Source organism: Streptomyces coelicoflavus, assembly GCF_045041415.1.
Classification (GTDB): Bacteria; Actinomycetota; Actinomycetes; order Streptomycetales; family Streptomycetaceae; genus Streptomyces; species Streptomyces coelicoflavus.
This window is the reverse complement of sequence record NZ_CP108218.1, coordinates 4,947,272-4,961,260: the sequence shown is the minus strand read 5'-3', so window position 1 is coordinate 4,961,260 and position 13,989 is coordinate 4,947,272. Positions and strand designations below refer to the sequence as shown.

Here is a 13,989-nt window from a genome sequence, read left to right as displayed (position 1 = left end):
GGTACGCCGGTGAGTTGACCGGCCGCGTAGGTATGGCCAATGATCCCGGCCATGCCTGCCTCTGCCGCCGCCGCTCGTGCCCGTCAGGCGTCGTCCGCCTCCTCTGTTCTGCTGCGGTTCGGCCGGGTCGCGGCGATGGGGACGGTGGCCGCGCTGATCCTGATCGCGGGGGTGTGGGCGTCGTGGGGTACGGCGCAGCACGTGCTGCTGACCAAGGGGCGGGAGCAGGGCACGGTCGAGGTGACGCGGTGCGGTGACGGGGTGTGCAGTGGGCCGTACGCGCCGGTGTCGGCGGGGTCGCAGGCGCGGGAGCGGGTCGTCATCGAGGACTCGGTCGCGGTGGCGAAGGGACGGACGTACAGCGTGGTGTTGAAGCCCGGGAGTGGCGACGCGGTGCGGTCGGGGCCGGCGGGGATGCTGTACGCATGGGTGCCGTTGGGTGGGGCGTTGCTGCTGGCGTCGGTGGTGGTGGCCGGGGGGCTGCGGCGGACTCGGGTGGCTTGGGGGATGGCGGGGGTGGGGGTTGCGCTGCTGACGGCGGCGTTCTTCGCGGTGTGAGGTTTTCGGGTACGACGTGAGGGTGCCCCCGGGCTCTTGTACGAGCTCGGGGGCACCGGTGTTTTCATGTGCGCCTGCGTCGGGGTGGGCGCGGGGTGGGACGCGCTGCCCGGCGCTCGCGGGGTACCGCCTGCGCCCACCCGTGCCGCCCCAGCGGCACGACTGCCCGCAGGTTGGGGGGCGGGTGGGCGGCGCGACTGCCCGCAGTCGGGGGGGTTGCGTCAACCCGTGTTGCGGAGGCCTGCTGCTACGCCGTTGACCGTGAGGAGGAGGGCCCGGGCGAGGAGCGGGTCCGGGTCCTCGTTCGCGGCGGCGGCCTCGCGCTGGCGGCCGAGGAGGGCGACCTGGAGGTAGGAGATGGGGTCGAGGTAGGCGTCGCGGATGGTGAAGGTCTGCTTGAGGACCGGGTCGGCGTCCAGCAGTTCGCTCTCGCCGGTGACGCGCAGGACCTCGGCGACGGTGAGCTCGTGCTCGGCCTTGATGGTGTCGAAGACGTGCTTGAGCTCGTCCGGCACGAGGGTGTCGACGTAGTGCTGGGCGATGCGCAGGTCGGTCTTGGCGAGGGTCATCTCGACGTTGGAGATGAAGTTCCGGAAGAAGTGCCACTGCTGGTGCATCTCGTCCAGGACGGTGTCCAGGCCCGCCTCGCGCAGGGCCTTGAGGCCGGAGCCGACGCCGTACCAGCCGGGGACGATCTGCCGGGACTGGGTCCAGCCGAACACCCACGGGATGGCGCGCAGTCCGTCGAGCGAGACGCCGGAGCCGGGGCGGCGGGAGGGCCGCGAGCCCAGGTGCAGGTCGGCGAGCTGGTCGACCGGGGTGGAGGCCAGGAAGTAGGTGGGCAGGTCGGGGTCCTCGACCAGGTGCCGGTAGGCGGTGTGGGCGGCGTCGGAGACGACGTCCATCGCGGCGTCCCAGCGGGCCAGGGCCTCGTCGGACTGGCGGGGCGCGGTGTGCAGGGCGGAAGCCTGGAGGGTGGCCGCGACGGTCAGCTCCAGGTTCTCCCGGGCGAGGGCCGGGATGAGGTACTTGTCGGAGATGACCTCGCCCTGCTCGGTGACCTTGATCTCGCCCTCCAGGGTGCCCCAGGGCTGGGCGAGGATCGCGTCGTGGGTGGGGCCGCCGCCGCGGCCGACGGTGCCGCCGCGGCCGTGGAAGAGGCGCAGCCGTACGCCGTAGCGGTGGGCGACGTCGCGAAGGCGGCGCTGGGCGCGGTGGATCTCCCACTGGCTGGTGGTGATGCCGCCGAACTTGGAGGAGTCGGAGTAGCCGAGCATGACCTCCTGGACGTCGCCGCGCAGGGCGACCAGGCGCCGGTAGGAGGGGTCGGCGAGCAGGTCCTCGAGGATGGTGTCGGCGGCCTTGAGCTCGTCGGTGGTCTCCAGGAGCGGCACGATGCCGATCTTGGCCCAGCCGGCGTGCAGGTCGATCAGTCCGGCCTCGCGGGCCAGCACCGCCGCGGCGAAGACGTCGTCGGCGCCCTGGCACATGGAGATGATGTAGGACTCGATGACCTCGGGCCCGAAGACCTCCAGGGCGCGGCGGACGGTCTGGAAGACGCCGAGGGTCTTCTCGCCCGGCGCGTCGACGGGGGCCGGGCTGGGGGCGAGCGGCCTGCGGGAACGCAGCTCCTTGGCGAGGAGCTTGGTGCGGTAGTCGCGGGGCATGTCGGCGTAGCGCCAGGACTCCTCGCCGAGCCGGTCGAAGAGCTGGCCGAGGGCGTGGTGGTGGGCGTCGGCGTGTTCGCGGACGTCCATGGTGGCGAGCTGGAGGCCGAAGGCGGCCAGGGTGCGGATGGTGCGGGCGAGGCGGCCGTCGGCGAAGAGACCGCCGCGGTGCTCGCGCAGCGAGGTCTGGACGATGCGCAGGTCGTCGATGAGCTGGGCGGTGCCGAGGTAGTCGCGGCCGTCCTCGTGGGGGGTGCCCTTGGCGAGCCGCTGCTTGGTGTTCTCCAGCTTCTGCCGGATGCAGGTGGCCTTGAGCCGGTAGGGCTCCTCGGCGTTGAGGCGCTTGTAGCGGGGGCTGATCTCCGGGAGCCGTTCCAGGTCGGTCTGGAGGGAGGACAGCAGTTCCTCGGTCGCACCGGCGTAGCGGATGGAGTTGGAGAGGAAGCCGCGCAGTTCGTCGATCATCTCCAGGGCGTCGTTGATGCCGTGTTCGTGCTGGAGGATGAGGACGTCCCAGGTCACCTGGGGGGTGACGTTGGGGTTGCCGTCGCGGTCGCCGCCGATCCAGGTGCCGAAGGTGAGGGGGCGGGTGTCGTCGGGGAGCTTGACCCCGGCGCGCTCCAGCTCGGCGGTCAGGTCCTCCAAGACGTCGCCGACGGCGCCGGCGTGGAGTTCGTCGAGGTAGTAGATGGCGTTGCGGGCCTCGTCGGCGGGCTCGGGACGGACCACGCGCAGTTCGTCGGTCTGCCACACCAGGTCGATGTTCTCGGCGAGGCGGGTGTCGAGGCGGCGCCGGTCTGACTCGTTGACCGGGGTGTCCAGGAGGGCGGCGATGCGGCGCAGCTTGTTGAGGACGGAGCGGCGGGCGGCCTCGGTGGGGTGCGCGGTGAAGACGGGGCGCACGTTGAGGTGGCGGACGGTCTCGCGCAGGTGGTCGGGGTCGGCGTCCTTCAGCCGGTCGGCCGTACGGGCGAGGAGTCCGCCCTCGGCGGCGCGCTTGGCGCCCAGCTCGCGGCCGCGGTGGACCTGTTCGGTGACGTTGGCGAGGTGGAAGTAGGTGGAGAAGGCGCGGACGAGCTTGGCGGCGGTCTCCAGTTCGGTGCCGCGCAGCAGTTCGGCGGCGGCCTCGCCGTCCTCTCGGGTGAGTCGGCGTACCTTCTCGACGAGGTCCAGCAGCTCGGGGCCCTCCTGCCGGACCAGCGTCTCTCCGAGGAGATCACCCAGTCGGCGGATGTCGGCGCGCAGCTCGCTGCTGGTCGTCGTGGTGGTCTGGTCGTCGGCACTGCTCACAGGTGCGGCTCCTTGCAGTGTTGAAGCTCGTCTGGAGGGAACCCGGACGGCCGTCTCGCGCGGCGGGCGCCGCTTACCGGGCCGGACGTCCGGGAAGTAATCAGAGCGGACCGCGCTGTCCGACCGGCTTCCAGGATAGGTGTCGGCCAGGACGCGCAGGCTCTGGGGCTCTTGCCGCGCGGCCACGCACTGCCATACTTACGTCGCCGTAGGTTACGGAACCGTAGGAAACCCGTGCATGGTTCCCGGAGCCGACACCGGCGACACACCCCGACCCCACCCTCGACCCCACAGGGGACGCGCATGACCTCGAGTTCCGATGTGATCCCAGACGCTCCGCAGCCGGCCGACGGCGGCGGGGCGTACTCCGCCACGCTGGGCGGTGAACAGAAGCGCTCGATCGAGCAGATCACGCTGCTGCTGTTCATCACCCTTCCGTTCCTGGCGCTGGTGGCGGCGGTGCCGCTGGCGTGGGGGTGGGGGGTGAGCTGGCTGGACCTGGGGCTGCTGGTCTTCTTCTACTTCCTGGGCTGTCACGGCATCACGATCGGCTTCCACCGCCACTTCACCCATGGTTCGTTCAAGGCGAAGCGGCCGTTGAAGATCGCGCTGGCGATCGCGGGGTCGATGGCGGTCGAGGGGCCGCTGGTGCGCTGGGTGGCCGACCACCGCAAGCACCACAAGTTCTCCGACGACGAGGGCGACCCGCATTCGCCGTGGCGGTACGGCGAGACGGTGCGGGCCCTGATGAAGGGCCTGTGGTGGGCGCACATCGCATGGATGTTCGACGAGGAGCAGACGCCGCAGGACAAGTACGCCCCGGACCTGATCAAGGACCCGGCGCTGCGGGCGATCTCCCGCCAGTTCATCCTGTGGACGGCGGTGTCCCTGGCGCTGCCCATGCTGATCGGCGGGCTGGTCACGATGTCCTGGTGGGGGGCGTTCACCGGGTTCTTCTGGGGTTCACTCGTGCGGGTGGCGTTGCTGCACCATGTGACCTGGTCGATCAACTCGATCTGCCACGCCGTGGGCAAGCGCCCCTTCAAGTCCCGGGACCGTTCGGGCAACGTGTGGTGGCTGGCGGTGCTGTCCTGCGGTGAGTCCTGGCACAACCTGCACCACGCGGACCCGACCTCGGCGCGGCACGGCGTGATGCGCGGGCAGCTGGACTCCTCTGCCCGGCTGATCCGCTGGTTCGAGCAGCTGGGGTGGGCGTACGACGTGCGCTGGCCGTCACGCTCGCGTATCGATTCGCGCCGCAACACGGATCAAGACGGCGCCCGCCGCCGGAAGGAGACGGCGAAGGCGGCATGATTGACGCCGTGGCGACCGACTCCAGCAGCACCCCGAGCAACGAGAAGCCGCGGCGGGCACGTCGCACCCGGATGACCGGTGCCGAGCGCCGCCAGCAGCTGCTGGAGATCGGCCGCACCCTCTTCGCGGCGAAGGGTTTCGAGGGCACGTCGGTGGAGGAGATCGCGGCGAAGGCCGGGGTGTCCAAGCCGGTGGTGTACGAGCACTTCGGCGGCAAGGAGGGGCTGTACGCGGTGGTCGTGGACCGCGAGATGCGGCGGCTGCTCGACATGGTGACCGGCTCGCTGACCGCGGGCCATCCGCGGGAGCTGTGCGAGCAGGCGGCCTTCGCGCTGCTGGACTACATCGAGGAGTACACGGACGGCTTCCGCATCCTGGTCCGCGACTCCCCCATCCCGCAGTCGACGGGCTCGTTCGCGTCCCTCATCTCGGACATCGCCACCCAGGTGGAGGACATCCTGGGCCGGGAGTTCAAGAGCCGCGGCTTCGACGCCAAGCTGGCCCCGCTGTACGCGCAGGCACTGGTGGGCATGGTGGCGCTGACCGGCCAGTGGTGGCTGGACGTGCGCCGCCCGAAGAAGGCGGAGGTGGCGGCGCACCTGGTGAACCTGGCGTGGCACGGCCTGGACGGCCTGGAACCGAAGCCGCGGCTGATAGGGCACCGGAAGAGCTGAAGGCCGCGAGCCCAGAGCCTGAAGCTCAGACCCGAGAGCTGAGGGCCGAGACCCGAGAGCTGAGACTCGAGAGCTGAGGGCCAAGAGCTGGAGAGCTGGAGAGCTGGAGAGCTGAGGGCATGCAACCGCTGCGCGGAGTCACCGTCGTCTCGCTGGAGCAGGCGATCGCCGCTCCCTACGCCAGCCGTCAGCTCGCCGACCTCGGCGCGCGGGTGATCAAGGTGGAGCGCCCGGGGACGGGGGACTTCGCCCGGGCGTACGACACCCGGGTGCGGGGTCTGAGCTCGCACTTCGTGTGGGCCAACCGCAACAAGGAGTCCCTCACCCTGGACTTCAAGGACCCGCGGGGCCTGGAGCTGCTGCGCCGGCTGATCGCGGACGCCGACGTATTCCTCCAGAACCTGGCGCCGGGCGCCGCGGCCCGGGCCGGGCTGGACGCCGAGGGGCTGCGGGCGGCGCATCCGGCGCTGATCGTGTGCGACATCTCGGGCTACGGCGCACCGGGCCCCTACGCGGACCGCAAGGCGTACGACCTGCTGGTGCAGTCCGAGGCGGGGCTGCTGTCGGTCACGGGTACGCCGGACGGCATGGCGAAGGCGGGCATCCCGGTGTCGGACATCGCCGCCGGGATGCACGCGTACAGCTCGGTCCTCGCCGCGCTCCTCGAACGCGGCCGGACGGGACGGGGCACGCACCTGGACGTGTCGATGCTGGAGGCCACCGTGGAGTGGCTGGGCTTCCCGCTGTACTACTCCTTCGAAGGGGCCGAGCCGCCGCCGCGGGCGGGGGCGGCGCACGCGACGATCTACCCGTACGGCCCGTTCACGGCGGGCGACGGGAAGGTCGTGATGACGGCGGTGCAGAACGAGCGCGAGTGGCACGGCTTCTGCGCGCGCTTCCTGGACCGTCCGGAGCTGGCCGATCATCCGGACTACGCCACCAACACGGACCGCGACACCCACCGGGAGGCGCTGGGCGAGCTGATCGCGGCGCGGTTCGCGCAGCTGACCGCGGCCGAGGCGATCGAGTTGCTGGACGCGGTGCCGGTGGCCAACGCCCGGGTGAACACGCTCGCCGAGGTGTGGGACCACCCTCAGCTGGCCGCACGCGGACGCCTGCACGAGGTGCCCACACCGGCCGGTCCCGTCCCGGCGACGGCGCCGCCCGGCCCGACCGGCGCGGCGCCCCGCATGGAGGCGGTCCCGGCGCTGGGCGAGCACACCCGCGCCATCCTCGGCGGTCTCGGGCTGTCGGGGGAGGACATCGACGCGCTCGCCGCGGACGGCGTGGCGTGAGCCCGGCCGGAGGTCGGGGCGGGGACCGGGGCGGAGGTCGGGGCCGGGTGGGACTCACGGCCGGGCGGGTCCGTCCGGCTCCAGGAACTCCAAGCGGTTGCCGACCGGATCGGCGCAGTGGAAGCGACGGTGGCCGGGCAGGTCGTCGTCCCAGGTGACGGACGTGCCGTGGGCCTCCAGGCGGGTGGCGTACGCGTCGATCCCGGTGACCCGCAGCCCGGGGTGGGCCTTGCGGGCGGGGCGGAAGCCGGACGCCTCCACGCCGAGGTGGAGCCGGACGGTGCCCGCCTCGAACCAGCAGCCGCCGCGGGCGGCGAGCGCGGGCGGCTTGGGAGTCTCGGTCATGCCGAGGACACCGGCGTAGAAGGCGCGCAGCCGCTCCTCGGCGCCGGGTGGCGCGGCCAGCTGCACGTGGTCGAGGCCGGTGATCACCGCCGGTCTCCCCCGGGTCCCTTCCGTGCGACGGCGAAGACGCGGCGGAAGGGGAACGGGGTGCCGTGCGCCTGGGCGGGGTAGGCGGCGCGCAGGACGGCCCGGTACTCGTCGACGAACGCGTCGCGGGCCGCCGGGTCGTCGGCGAGGGCGTCCAGTACGGGCCGCAGTCCCGTCCCCTTGACCCAGTCGAGGACGGCGTCGTCGCCGGGCAGCAGGTGGACGTACGTGGTCTCCCACACGTCGGCGGTGCAGCCGGTGGCGGTGAGGCGGGCGAGGTAGGCCTCGGGGGTGAGGACGGCGTCGTCGTGGCGCAGGACGCCGGTGAGCCGGTCCCGCCAGCGCCGGGAGCCGGCGAGTTCGCGCATCAGGCGGTGGCTGGGGGCGTCGAAGTTGCCGGGCACCTGGAGGGCGAGGGTGCCGCCGGGAGCGAGGCGGTCGATCCAGTCGCCGAAGCGGTCGGCGTGGCCGGGGACCCACTGGAGGGTGGCGTTGCTGACGAGGAGGTCGCAGGGCTCGTCGGGGGTCCAGGTGCGGGCGTCGGCGGGAGCGAAGTCGAGGTGGCCGCCGCCGGGGGTGGGGCCGGCGTACTCGCGGGCGCGTTCGAGCATGCGGGGTGAGTTGTCGTAGCCGGTGATGCGGGCGGTGGGCCAGCGGTCGGCGAGGAGGGCGGTGGCGTTGCCGGGGCCGCAGCCGAGGTCGGCGATGCGGGGCGGGTCGGAGGGGAGGTCGGGTATCCGGGCGAGGAGGTCGGTGAAGGGGCGGGCGCGGTGGCCGGCGTGGCGCAGGTACTGGGCGGGGTCCCAGGTGGGGGCGGTGGCGGGCATGGAGCCTCCAGAGGGTGTCCGTGCAGGACGGGTACCCAGCGTCACTATGAATGTATCTCGATGTCAAGAGAGTTGACTTCAAGAGACTTCACGTCGACACAACCACTACACTGATCGTCATGGAGGACGAGGTCGATCGGCTGGTCGCAGCGTGGCGCCGGGAGCGCCCGGACCTCGACGTGGAACCGCTCGAGGTGCTGAGCCGCGTCAGCAGGCTGGCCCGGCACCTGGACCGCGCACGGCGGCTGGCGTTCTCCGAACACCAACTGGAGCCGTGGGAGTTCGACGTGCTCACCGCGCTGCGCCGCGCGGGCACCCCGTACCAGCTCTCCCCGGGCCAGCTCCTCACCCAGACCCTGGTCACCTCCGGCACGATGACCAACCGCATCGACCGCCTCGCGAAGAAGGGCCTGGTGGAGCGCCTGCCCGACCCCAGCGACCGGCGCGGGGTCCTGGTCCGGCTCACGGACGAGGGACGGGACCGCGCCGACCAGTCGCTGGCGGGCCTGCTGGCCCAGGAGCGGGCGATCCTGGGCGAGCTGTCCCGCGCCCAGCGCAGCGAACTGGCGGCCCTGCTACGCCAGCTGACCGCCCCGTTCGACAACATCCCCGGCTGAGGGCCGGTCCAGATCGGCCGGCCCCACCCCGGCCCTGCGGGCCAGCGCGACCGCGGCCAGGGTGGAGTGGACGCCCAGCTTGCCCAGCACGTTCTGCATGTGGGTGCGCACCGTGTGCGGGGACAGATACAGCCGCTCCGCGACCGCCTTGCGCCCCAGCCCGGCGACCATGCAGCGCAGCACCTCGCGCTCGCGCGGGGTCAGCGACTCCACCAGCATCTCGCTCTCGGTGCGGTGCTTGCGGGCGGCGGTCAGCTCGCGCAGGACGCCCGTGAGCAGCGCGGGCGGCAGATGGGTCTCGTCCCGCAGCACACCCCGGATCACACTGAGCAGCCGCGACAGCGAACAGTCCTTCGCCACCCACCCCGAGGCTCCGGCCCCCAGCGCGAGGGCGGCCCGCCGGGGATCGTCCTTCTCGGCGAGGACGACGATCCGTACGCCCGGCTGCCCCGACCGCACCCCGGCGACCAGCGAGATCCCGTCGACCAGCCCGTCCTCGTTGCCGTCCCGCACGGGCACGGCCGGCCGGGTGCCGGGCACGTGGCCGCCCAGATCGGCGTCGACGAGCAGCACGTCGAACCGCCGCCCCTCGGACGCGGCCCGTTCCAGGCAGCGCAGTGCGGCCGGACCGCTGCCGGCCGCGGAGACGTCGACGTCCGGCTCGGCGGCCAGTGCGGCGGCGAGCGACTCGGCGAAGATGCGATGGTCGTCGACGACCAGGACTCGGATACGAACCACGAAACCCCCTCCCCCGAGCTCCGCACGGAGCAGGGGATACCCATCGTCTGTCCGTCCTCGGATGACGGCACCGGCACGGGTACGACGCCCAGGGCCCCGCATCCAGCTGTGCTGTTGTGCTCGGTACTCCGGGACGGGTCGCCGCAGCCGCACGGCCGCCGCCGTGCAGTAACCGCTACCCCCGTCCCGGGCGTCGTACCCGGCTGTCTCGCCCCCTGAACGGCACCGGCCCCCACCGGTGCTGCTCATCAGAGTACGGGCGGGCGCCGGGAGCGGAAGGCTATTTGCAGAACTGACTCCCCTGCGCGTTTATGGTGAGCCGCATGTTTCGTCTTGTGACAGAAGTCGACAAGGAACGGCGCAATCTGCTGCGCACCCGCCTGCGGGAGACGAACACAGCGGCCTCCTCCGTCCTGCGCTCCCTGCGCGGAACCCCTCACGAACGCGAATTCCCGCTGCACGTGTGGGTACTGGACGCCACCGGCGCTCTGGCGGGCGGCCTGGTCGGCCACACCTGGGCGACCTGGCTCCACGTGACCTACCTGTGGGTGGACGGCCGCCACCGCGGCGCGGGCCTGGGATCCGCCCTCCTCGACGAGGCGGAACACACCGCCCGCACCGAACGCGGCTGCGCCGCCGCCCGCGTGGAGACCTGGGACTTCCAGGCCCCGGACTTCTACACGGGGCGCGGCTACGACGTGGTGTGCGTGATCCCCGACTACCCGCCGGGGATCACGGAGTACACGTTGGTGAAACGGCTGGGGTGAGTCGGTCGAGTGCAGCGGCTCACAGCCATGGGGCGACCGCGAATCTGCCGCGCATAAAGCACACGGCCAGGATGCCCGGTACGGAAGGACGGACGTCGGGTCCATGCCCCTCCCAGAACGCGCTACCCCCTTTGGGTTCCGTCCGCTTCGCGCGGTTGACGAAATGGGGCTTGACGTAAACCTCACTGCCGTCACTCCAGGCCCATCGCTAGCGTTGACACGCCCAAAAGCACCTCGTCCCTCCGGGAGACACCCGTGAATCGCCACCCCGCACCGCAGGCAGTCGCCGCACCGACCGCAGTCGCGGCCCTGGCGCCGTCCGCCCGCGGCGGCGCCAGTTCCAAGGCAACTCGTCCGTCGACCCCCTGATCAAACGGAGGTGCCTGTGGGCGAGCACGACCGCCTGGTAGCCGACTACATGCTTCTGGAATCTTCGAAGAAGAATCTGAACAGCATCAAGAAGGCCCTCGACGGAATCGAAGAACATCGCGCCGACATCCATGACATCTGGGGTCACGACACCATCGCCGGCAAGATGGACGATTTCGTCAACAACTGGGACACCTATCGGCGCGAACTCCTGGAAAAAGTCAAGACCTTGGGTGAGCAAGTCGAGACTGCACACAGGACATTCGAGAAGCTGGACCTCGACCTCAAGAACGCGAACGAGAAGAAGCACGCAAAAAGCGGGAGCAAATAGCCGATGGGTACAGGCAAAGGACGGCGCCGCCCGGTCGACTGGCACCCGCTGACCGAGAAGGACCCGATCCCCGGCGACCCGGACGACATCCGCGACGAGGTCACCCGGATGAAGAGCCTCGCCTCGACCCTGCGCGACCAGGCAGCCCTCCTGCGCAAGGCCTCCGACGGTGACGCGCTACAGGGCAAGTACGCCGACAAGATCCGGGAAGATTCCGGTGACATCGACAAGCACTTCCGCGAGACGGCGGCCCGCTACGAACGCGTGGTCGGCGACCTCGGCACATGGGCCAACGAACTGGAGGACTTCCAGGAACGGGCCGACGGCGTCCTCCGGGCCGCGAAGCGGGCCGACGAATAACACGCTGCCGAGGTGAAGAGGAAAGAGGCCGAGGCCAAGGGGGACGGTGACAAGAAGACCCCGGAGGAACCCGACCCCAGCAGCCACCTGGCGCCGTACCAGAGAAAGCTGAATCAGGTCGTCTCCGAGCGCGACTCCCGTGCCCGGCATTATGCGGAGAATATCGGACGTGACATCTCCGACATCATCAAGGACAGCAGATGGGAGAACTTCAAGGATTGGGTCCACGAGCAGGCGGACACGATCAAAAGCGTCGTTGAAATCCTGAGCTGGGCAGCGACCGTCATCGGGGTCGTCGCTCTCCTCTTCACGCCCGTCGGATGGCTGGCGACTCTCCTTACGGTGACCACCATCAGCCTCACGGCGCTCGTCGGCGTGGGACACACGGTGCTTGCCCTTTCCGGCGACGGGAACTGGGCGGACGTCGCCATGGACGTCTTCGCGCTGGCGACGCTGGGATTCGGCAGCGTCGCGATGAAGGGCGTGAAGGCCGCAGCGGCAACCCTCAAGTCCGCAAGCCGGGCGGGGCGGTTCCAGCGGTACGCGAATCTGCGCAAGCTGCTCGACAGGAACATCATGCGCTACGGCACGAACTCGGCCCGCGGGGCGAAGGCCGTGCGCGCGAAGAGTGCGCTGCGCCGGGCCGGGTCGAGGGAGACACGACCTGGGACGACTCGACTGGACCGACTGCTGGGCGGCGACAGAGAAGTCGTGAGCGCGAGCAAGTTCGCCAAGGCCATGCGCGCCGAGTTCGGTTCGGACCCCAATGTGGTGAGGGCGGCCGACGAGATGAAGAAGGCCGCAATGCACTTCAAGCTGAACTATGCGGCAGCTGCTTTGGTCGACGTGGGCGACAAATTGGGGGAAAAGGGACCTTACAGGGAACAGTACGGCAACGCCAAAGATGTTCTGACCCGTCAAGTCGGGAGCCGCTGGTGACCACTTATGGATGCAATTGCAACGACGTTCAGAGCGTAACTCCAGGGAGTTAAGTCAGTGGCAACAATTCCAGCGAAAAGCCCACAGGAATCACGGGCCATGAAGTTTCTTGCCGCATACACACTGGCACCGATTCTCTGTTTCGCCTTCCAGGATATCGGCAGCGAGTACGGCGGACTGACCTGGCTCACCTACGGCTACGTGGCATGGCCGATGATGATCGCACCCGTACTGATGCTGGTCCTGTTTTTCAGGTACCGAGAACTCATCCGTAACCCGCGCTTGGGTGCCAACTTCTCCCAGACGATCAAGCTGGTTGCCGTGCTCTACCTGGTCTGGAACGTCATCGGCGCCATCGGCTACAGCCTGCTGGCCGTGATTCCGTTGCTCTCCTGCCTGACGATCCTCGTGGCCGACTGGCAGCTCAAGAAGCAGGCTCGCGCGTGAGTACAGCCGGCCCGGACCAGTCCACACCGCCCGTCGGAGCGGCCGTTCCCGGCCGCTATGAGCTCGTCCTGCCGCCCGGCTGGGTCCGCGTCCCCCTGCGCGAGGGTACGAAGGAGGCGCTGGAGCAGATCCTCTTCTCTCACATGGGGCGGGTCCCGGAGGGGATTCCCCGGGACGACGCGATGCGCTTCCGGCTGGACATGCGGCGCCAGTTGGAGAAGCAGGCCCGTGCGGCCAGAAGAAACGGAGGCCTCGACCTCTACCTTCCGGTGCTCCCGCGCGGAGGAATCTTCCTCATGGCCTCTTTCATCGTCGCCGAGCTGCCGATCGGCCGAGAGCACACGGTTCCGCCCGAGGCAGTGATCGCTCGGCTGGCCGACGACGACGTCCCCGGCGGAACGGCCGGAACGGCCGGAACAGTCGACGTGGCAGGGGCACCCGCACTCCGCCGGGCCTACCGCTGTGCCCTTGACGAAGGGGAACAGCAGGCCGCCCTGCCGACTCGGCGGGTCGACTACGTGATCCCTGTGCCGGACGATCCCGGTCACTGGATCAGCATCAACTTCTCCACGCCGGGTGACGGTGATGTCGACAGTGAACTCACCGACGTGCTGGTCGAGTTGTTCGACGCGGTGGTCGGCACGTTCAGATGGAGTGACGAATGAGCTGGCTCAACGTCAAGCACGCCATGGACCTGTCCCCTTGGATCCGCATCCCGCTCATGTGGCCGGAACCGGGACTCGAGGGCGTCGAGGAGGCACGGACACCTGAGGCGTGGGCCCGCTACTTCGCCGAGGGGATCTGGGAGGACTTCGCGTCGGCGAAGCCGGCTCCCGGCGAAGTCGACCTGCTGACCAACATGCTCCTGATGTTCGCCGTCAGGGCCCCTGCGGCCTATCCGGGCTTCGAGGTCTTCCTCCATCTCCCGCACCCGAGGGAGATTCCCCTCCCGGCGTACGTCGACCTGGTGGAGATCGAGGAGGGCGAGAACAGGGAAACGGCACTGCGTGAGCTGACCCATGCCGATGCGGGCTACACCGTCGAGCGGCCCGTCGTGGAGGACTTCGACTCCCCGTACCTGGGGACCGGCTTGCGCGTACTGCGCTACTACCAGGACGAAGACAGCAACGAGGTGCATGTCGGCCTCCTCTACGCCTGGCGCTACGAAAGGGGTACGGAAGCCGCCGACGTCCTGATCATCCTGGCCGACCCCGACGCCGGCCGGATCCTCCGAGCCCTCGACGACATCGACGCCTTCGCCCGCACCGTCCGGATCAGCCCGGACGACGAAGCGGACGGCTGGAAGACCGGCGGCTGAGGGAGACGCCAGGAACCCGACGGCCCCCGATCGTCACCGCGCCGTG

General features: G+C 70.1%; 16 protein-coding genes. 12 read left to right on the top strand and 4 right to left on the bottom strand.

Annotation, left to right across the window (positions count from 1 at the left end):
* The first annotated feature begins 39 nt into the window (after nucleotides 1-39).
* Nucleotides 40-558, top strand: coding sequence for a hypothetical protein (locus OHA99_RS22165; RefSeq protein ID WP_366472099.1), 519 nt, complete (start codon nucleotides 40-42; stop codon nucleotides 556-558).
* Nucleotides 559-779: 221 nt separating this feature from the next.
* On the opposite strand, the gene ppc is transcribed toward OHA99_RS22165, so the two are convergent.
* Nucleotides 780-3,515: a phosphoenolpyruvate carboxylase gene (ppc, locus tag OHA99_RS22160; protein WP_153179471.1), complete on the bottom strand. Its 2,736-nt coding sequence runs from the start codon at nucleotides 3,513-3,515 to the stop codon at nucleotides 780-782.
* A 303-nt stretch (nucleotides 3,516-3,818) separates the two neighbouring features.
* Between ppc and OHA99_RS22155 the strand changes: the two genes are divergently transcribed.
* The 3 genes from OHA99_RS22155 (at nucleotide 3,819) to OHA99_RS22145 (ending at nucleotide 6,798) form a co-directional block, all read left to right on the top strand.
* Nucleotides 3,819-4,829, top strand: coding sequence for an acyl-CoA desaturase (locus tag OHA99_RS22155; RefSeq protein ID WP_405697409.1), 1,011 nt, complete (start codon nucleotides 3,819-3,821; stop codon nucleotides 4,827-4,829).
* Nucleotides 4,826-5,503: a TetR/AcrR family transcriptional regulator gene (locus OHA99_RS22150; protein WP_007450660.1), complete on the top strand. Its 678-nt coding sequence runs from the start codon at nucleotides 4,826-4,828 to the stop codon at nucleotides 5,501-5,503. The genes OHA99_RS22155 and OHA99_RS22150 overlap by 4 nt, the downstream gene beginning before the upstream one ends.
* Nucleotides 5,504-5,622: 119 nt before the next feature.
* Entirely contained in the window at nucleotides 5,623-6,798 is a 1,176-nt protein-coding gene (locus tag OHA99_RS22145; protein ID WP_405697406.1) for a CaiB/BaiF CoA transferase family protein, read from the top strand.
* Between the two features lie 54 nt (nucleotides 6,799-6,852).
* Here the strand turns inward: OHA99_RS22145 and OHA99_RS22140 are convergent, their stop codons facing one another.
* On the bottom strand, nucleotides 6,853-7,230 hold the full coding sequence (locus tag OHA99_RS22140; RefSeq protein WP_366472102.1) for a VOC family protein: 378 nt from the start codon (nucleotides 7,228-7,230) through the stop codon (nucleotides 6,853-6,855).
* Entirely contained in the window at nucleotides 7,227-8,057 is an 831-nt protein-coding gene (locus OHA99_RS22135) for a trans-aconitate 2-methyltransferase (RefSeq protein WP_405697403.1), read from the bottom strand. Before OHA99_RS22135 ends, OHA99_RS22140 begins: the two co-directional genes overlap by 4 nt.
* 119 nt (nucleotides 8,058-8,176) lie before the next feature.
* Here OHA99_RS22135 and tamR point away from each other — a divergent pair, with 119 nt between their 5' ends.
* Nucleotides 8,177-8,674, top strand: coding sequence for a MarR family transcriptional regulator TamR (gene tamR / locus OHA99_RS22130; RefSeq protein WP_007450665.1), 498 nt, complete (start codon nucleotides 8,177-8,179; stop codon nucleotides 8,672-8,674).
* Here tamR and OHA99_RS22125 read toward each other — a convergent pair.
* The gene (locus tag OHA99_RS22125) at nucleotides 8,633-9,412 is read right to left on the bottom strand and encodes a response regulator transcription factor (protein ID WP_164384423.1); all 780 of its coding nucleotides are present in this window, start codon (nucleotides 9,410-9,412) and stop codon (nucleotides 8,633-8,635) included. The two genes, tamR and OHA99_RS22125, sit on opposite strands and share 42 nt — an antisense overlap.
* Nucleotides 9,413-9,723: 311 nt before the next feature.
* Here OHA99_RS22125 and OHA99_RS22120 point away from each other — a divergent pair, with 311 nt between their 5' ends.
* From OHA99_RS22120 to OHA99_RS22090, 7 genes are all read left to right on the top strand, one after another.
* Nucleotides 9,724-10,179, top strand: a complete 456-nt coding sequence (locus OHA99_RS22120) for a GNAT family N-acetyltransferase (RefSeq protein ID WP_405697401.1) — start codon at nucleotides 9,724-9,726, stop codon at nucleotides 10,177-10,179.
* 385 nt (nucleotides 10,180-10,564) lie between these two features.
* Nucleotides 10,565-10,879 carry a hypothetical protein gene (locus tag OHA99_RS22115; RefSeq protein WP_405697399.1) on the top strand — a complete coding sequence of 105 codons (315 nt, stop codon included), beginning with the start codon at nucleotides 10,565-10,567 and terminating at the stop codon, nucleotides 10,877-10,879.
* A 3-nt stretch (nucleotides 10,880-10,882) separates the two neighbouring features.
* Nucleotides 10,883-11,239, top strand: coding sequence for a hypothetical protein (locus OHA99_RS22110; protein WP_405697398.1), 357 nt, complete (start codon nucleotides 10,883-10,885; stop codon nucleotides 11,237-11,239).
* A gap of 12 nt (nucleotides 11,240-11,251) precedes the next feature.
* Nucleotides 11,252-12,178: a hypothetical protein gene (locus OHA99_RS22105; protein WP_405697396.1), complete on the top strand. Its 927-nt coding sequence runs from the start codon at nucleotides 11,252-11,254 to the stop codon at nucleotides 12,176-12,178.
* A 99-nt stretch (nucleotides 12,179-12,277) separates the two neighbouring features.
* The gene (locus OHA99_RS22100) at nucleotides 12,278-12,625 is read left to right on the top strand and encodes a hypothetical protein (protein ID WP_366472107.1); all 348 of its coding nucleotides are present in this window, start codon (nucleotides 12,278-12,280) and stop codon (nucleotides 12,623-12,625) included.
* The gene (locus tag OHA99_RS22095; protein WP_405697394.1) at nucleotides 12,622-13,290 is read left to right on the top strand and encodes a hypothetical protein; all 669 of its coding nucleotides are present in this window, start codon (nucleotides 12,622-12,624) and stop codon (nucleotides 13,288-13,290) included. The genes OHA99_RS22100 and OHA99_RS22095 overlap by 4 nt, the downstream gene beginning before the upstream one ends.
* Nucleotides 13,287-13,943, top strand: coding sequence for a hypothetical protein (locus tag OHA99_RS22090; RefSeq protein ID WP_405697393.1), 657 nt, complete (start codon nucleotides 13,287-13,289; stop codon nucleotides 13,941-13,943). Before OHA99_RS22095 ends, OHA99_RS22090 begins: the two co-directional genes overlap by 4 nt.
* Nucleotides 13,944-13,989: the final 46 nt, after the last annotated feature.

Coding starts and splice junctions, on each gene's coding strand:
- OHA99_RS22165 (WP_366472099.1), top strand. CDS start 40: ATGATCCCGGCCATGCCTGCCTCTGCCGCCGCCGCTCGTGCCCGTCAG.
- OHA99_RS22155 (WP_405697409.1), top strand. CDS start 3,819: ATGACCTCGAGTTCCGATGTGATCCCAGACGCTCCGCAGCCGGCCGAC.
- OHA99_RS22150 (WP_007450660.1), top strand. CDS start 4,826: ATGATTGACGCCGTGGCGACCGACTCCAGCAGCACCCCGAGCAACGAG.
- OHA99_RS22145 (WP_405697406.1), top strand. CDS start 5,623: ATGCAACCGCTGCGCGGAGTCACCGTCGTCTCGCTGGAGCAGGCGATC.
- OHA99_RS22135 (WP_405697403.1), bottom strand. CDS start 8,057: ATGCCCGCCACCGCCCCCACCTGGGACCCCGCCCAGTACCTGCGCCAC.
- tamR (WP_007450665.1), top strand. CDS start 8,177: ATGGAGGACGAGGTCGATCGGCTGGTCGCAGCGTGGCGCCGGGAGCGC.
- OHA99_RS22120 (WP_405697401.1), top strand. CDS start 9,724: ATGGTGAGCCGCATGTTTCGTCTTGTGACAGAAGTCGACAAGGAACGG.
- OHA99_RS22110 (WP_405697398.1), top strand. CDS start 10,883: ATGGGTACAGGCAAAGGACGGCGCCGCCCGGTCGACTGGCACCCGCTG.
- OHA99_RS22100 (WP_366472107.1), top strand. CDS start 12,278: ATGAAGTTTCTTGCCGCATACACACTGGCACCGATTCTCTGTTTCGCC.
- OHA99_RS22090 (WP_405697393.1), top strand. CDS start 13,287: ATGAGCTGGCTCAACGTCAAGCACGCCATGGACCTGTCCCCTTGGATC.